The 2,402-nt window shown below is 45.4% G+C and carries 4 protein-coding genes and 1 pseudogene; all 5 read right to left on the reverse strand.

All coding sequences use genetic code 11. The features are described from left to right. Positions 1-516 (reverse strand): annotated as a pseudogene (locus tag H6F80_RS30150) (IS1 family transposase); the annotation flags it as partial. Between the two features lie 419 nt (positions 517-935). Next, a complete protein-coding gene (locus tag H6F80_RS28380; protein WP_190794867.1) occupies positions 936-1,172 on the reverse strand; it encodes a response regulator transcription factor in 237 nt (78 codons plus the stop codon). Between the two features lie 316 nt (positions 1,173-1,488). Next, positions 1,489-1,866: a nuclear transport factor 2 family protein gene (locus H6F80_RS28385; RefSeq protein ID WP_190794868.1), complete on the reverse strand. Its 378-nt coding sequence runs from the start codon at positions 1,864-1,866 to the stop codon at positions 1,489-1,491. 72 nt (positions 1,867-1,938) lie between these two features. Continuing rightward, positions 1,939-2,232 carry a hypothetical protein gene (locus tag H6F80_RS28390; RefSeq protein WP_190794869.1) on the reverse strand — a complete coding sequence of 98 codons (294 nt, stop codon included), beginning with the start codon at positions 2,230-2,232 and terminating at the stop codon, positions 1,939-1,941. After that, positions 2,229-2,402: a peptidoglycan-binding domain-containing protein gene (locus tag H6F80_RS28395; protein WP_347277940.1), complete on the reverse strand. Its 174-nt coding sequence runs from the start codon at positions 2,400-2,402 to the stop codon at positions 2,229-2,231. The genes H6F80_RS28390 and H6F80_RS28395 overlap by 4 nt, the downstream gene beginning before the upstream one ends.

The following is a 2,402-nucleotide window of genomic DNA, read 5'->3' on the forward strand; positions in this document are numbered from 1 at the left end:
GCACTGCCCCATAGGCTGCCCAAAAGTCGGTATAGGCGATAGCACACTGGCGATAAACCGGAGGCAAAGATTCCCATAACTTGTGTGCTGCGGCTTCATCCCGTGCGCCAATGTAAACGCCGACAATCTCACGAGTGTTTGTATCAAGAGCTAACCAGACCCATTGCTTGTTCCCTTTATTGTCCACAAATGACCATAACTCATCGCATTGGATAGTTAGCCTCCCCTTTTTTTGGGTGTCACCTGCACGCTTCGGGGCACCCCAGCATATTTCTCATTCACGTAGGTTTGCAGCCATTGTTGAGAAACCTGTGTCGCACGAGCAATACCAGCTAATGAAATCCGCTCTAACAGCAAGCGGTCAATTAGTTCCCGCGTGGCTTGGTCGATCACTTTTTTGCTGGGTTGTTCGATGAGCTGTCGTTTGCAGTCGTGGCATTTGAATCGTTATTTACCGTTGTGGATGTGACCATTCTTAACCGTTTTGGTGGATGCACAAATCGGGCACGCAGGCATGGTAGGAGAACAGAAAAGACTTTGCTTCTTCATCATTACATCTTGAGTACCACCAATCAGGTTTGAGCTTTTGACCAAGCCCTCGAAACAAGAAAAGGCAGAACAGGGAAAATCTGGATTTGTTCCGGCAATTGCCAGGTGGGTGATTGAGCGTTCCAATGCCTGGATGGAGCGTTGTAAAATCTTGGTCAAGAACTTTGAGCGGACGCTTGCCATTGCCATAACCAAACTCAACCTTTGCTTCATTCGGCTAATGATTAAGCGGCTTGCAGCCTCTCCTTAAGATCTCAAATAGGTTCTATATTCTTTACCGTTCCAAGAGTGATGAAATACCACTACTTTGACAGAGGTTAGTGTTCCTGGTGGTAAAATTTGCTCTACAACTTCCAGTGCTTCTTCAGAAGTCATCATTGAACCTCTTAAATCAGCCCTTGACGTAAAGCAACTACAGCAGCTTGTACACGATGGTCAACTCCAAGTTTGTTGAAGATACCACGTACATAAGTTTTTATAGTGTTGTGGCTGAGATATAGATGGGCTGCAATTTCAGAATTACTTTGACCTTCCGCCATGAGTTTCAAAACTTCCAATTCACGGCTTGAGAGCCTGTGCGTAGTCTCAAAAGACACTGAGGAAGAGTATTTTGTCTCTTGCATAAAAAACCTCTTAGGTGGTGTTAAAGTTGCTCACTATGAGTTATAAATCAATCAAGTTTTTGCTGATAGCTGTACATTGCAACCTGTGACAGAAGCAAGATGACTCGATACAGAAACATTGCGGTCTGATGCAAAAGGATTGCAATTTGATACAAAAGCGTTGCAGCTTTGTGCAGAAGCGTTGTGACTAGAGCGGCGATCGCTGCCGCGATTTACCCTACCTCAGCGATCACACCACGGACAAGATTACGGACAAGATTAAAGTTATACCCTCTAGCTTGCGGTGGATTCAAAAGACGAATCTATGAGCTTCTAATTACGCCGCGCTGCTAGTTTCATCCTTGACTTCGGTTTTGATGACGAAAGCCCTTAATTCGACAATCTTTCCGTCACGAAAGCGCCAGACATCGCAGTACGAGTAATGATCCGCCTTCCCGTCTGCGTCCTTCAGTGTGATGTCGCCAACTGCCGTGACGAAATCACCCTCAGCGATTAAGTTGGCGACCGTAAACTTTGGCGGCTCTATGTATGTCTCTGCCATATATTGGCGAACAGCTTCTTTTCCGTTAAGGGTCTTGTCCCCTACGAACGTCCATTTCGTGTCGTCAGTGCAGAATGACAAGAATCCTTCATAGTTGCCTGCAGCGTTCGCCGCATTTGCCTCTTCTAAAATGGCTTTGTTTTTCTCTGACATCTGAATCTCTCCTCTGTTCAAAGCAAAAAAGTGGTGTGAGTTGTTATGCTGTTGCCCCTCACTAGTTTACTTCTAGGGACTGGTAAACGGCTTACATTGAATCGCCTTCACATTTCGCAGATAGTTCAACTCTGGCTCGAAGTCAGTCGGACAGAAGACATAAACATTGTCCTGAGATCGGCTAATGACTAAACGGTAGCTGGGTGGAATTTCCTGGGAACCTTCGATCACTTCGATTCTGGGAATCACTTGTGAATTGACTTGAGCCAGGGATGGAAAATTGAACAGTAGGAGTACGCCGAACAGAATTGTGATTGCGATTGTGGTTGTAGTTGTAATTTTGGTTGAAAGAATCTTTCGGTTCATGAAAAATCTCCTGTGACTTGTGGTTGTGTAATGTTCTGTTGTTTCCAGGGAAGCGGTGATCGATAGGGGTTTTCGCGCATATCTAGGACTTCCCAAGTTGTAGGATTGACTTGCCCTGTGACTGGGATTTCGTACCGTTGCTGTAAATCTCGTATTGCAGAAGCTGTAAT

Origin of the sequence: Leptolyngbya sp. FACHB-711, assembly GCF_014695615.1 — a bacterium.
Lineage (GTDB): Bacteria > Cyanobacteriota > Cyanobacteriia > Elainellales > Elainellaceae > Leptolyngbya_A.

Coding starts and splice junctions, on each gene's coding strand:
- H6F80_RS28380 (WP_190794867.1), bottom strand. CDS start 1,172: ATGCAAGAGACAAAATACTCTTCCTCAGTGTCTTTTGAGACTACGCAC.
- H6F80_RS28390 (WP_190794869.1), bottom strand. CDS start 2,232: ATGAACCGAAAGATTCTTTCAACCAAAATTACAACTACAACCACAATC.
- H6F80_RS28385 (WP_190794868.1), bottom strand. CDS start 1,866: ATGTCAGAGAAAAACAAAGCCATTTTAGAAGAGGCAAATGCGGCGAAC.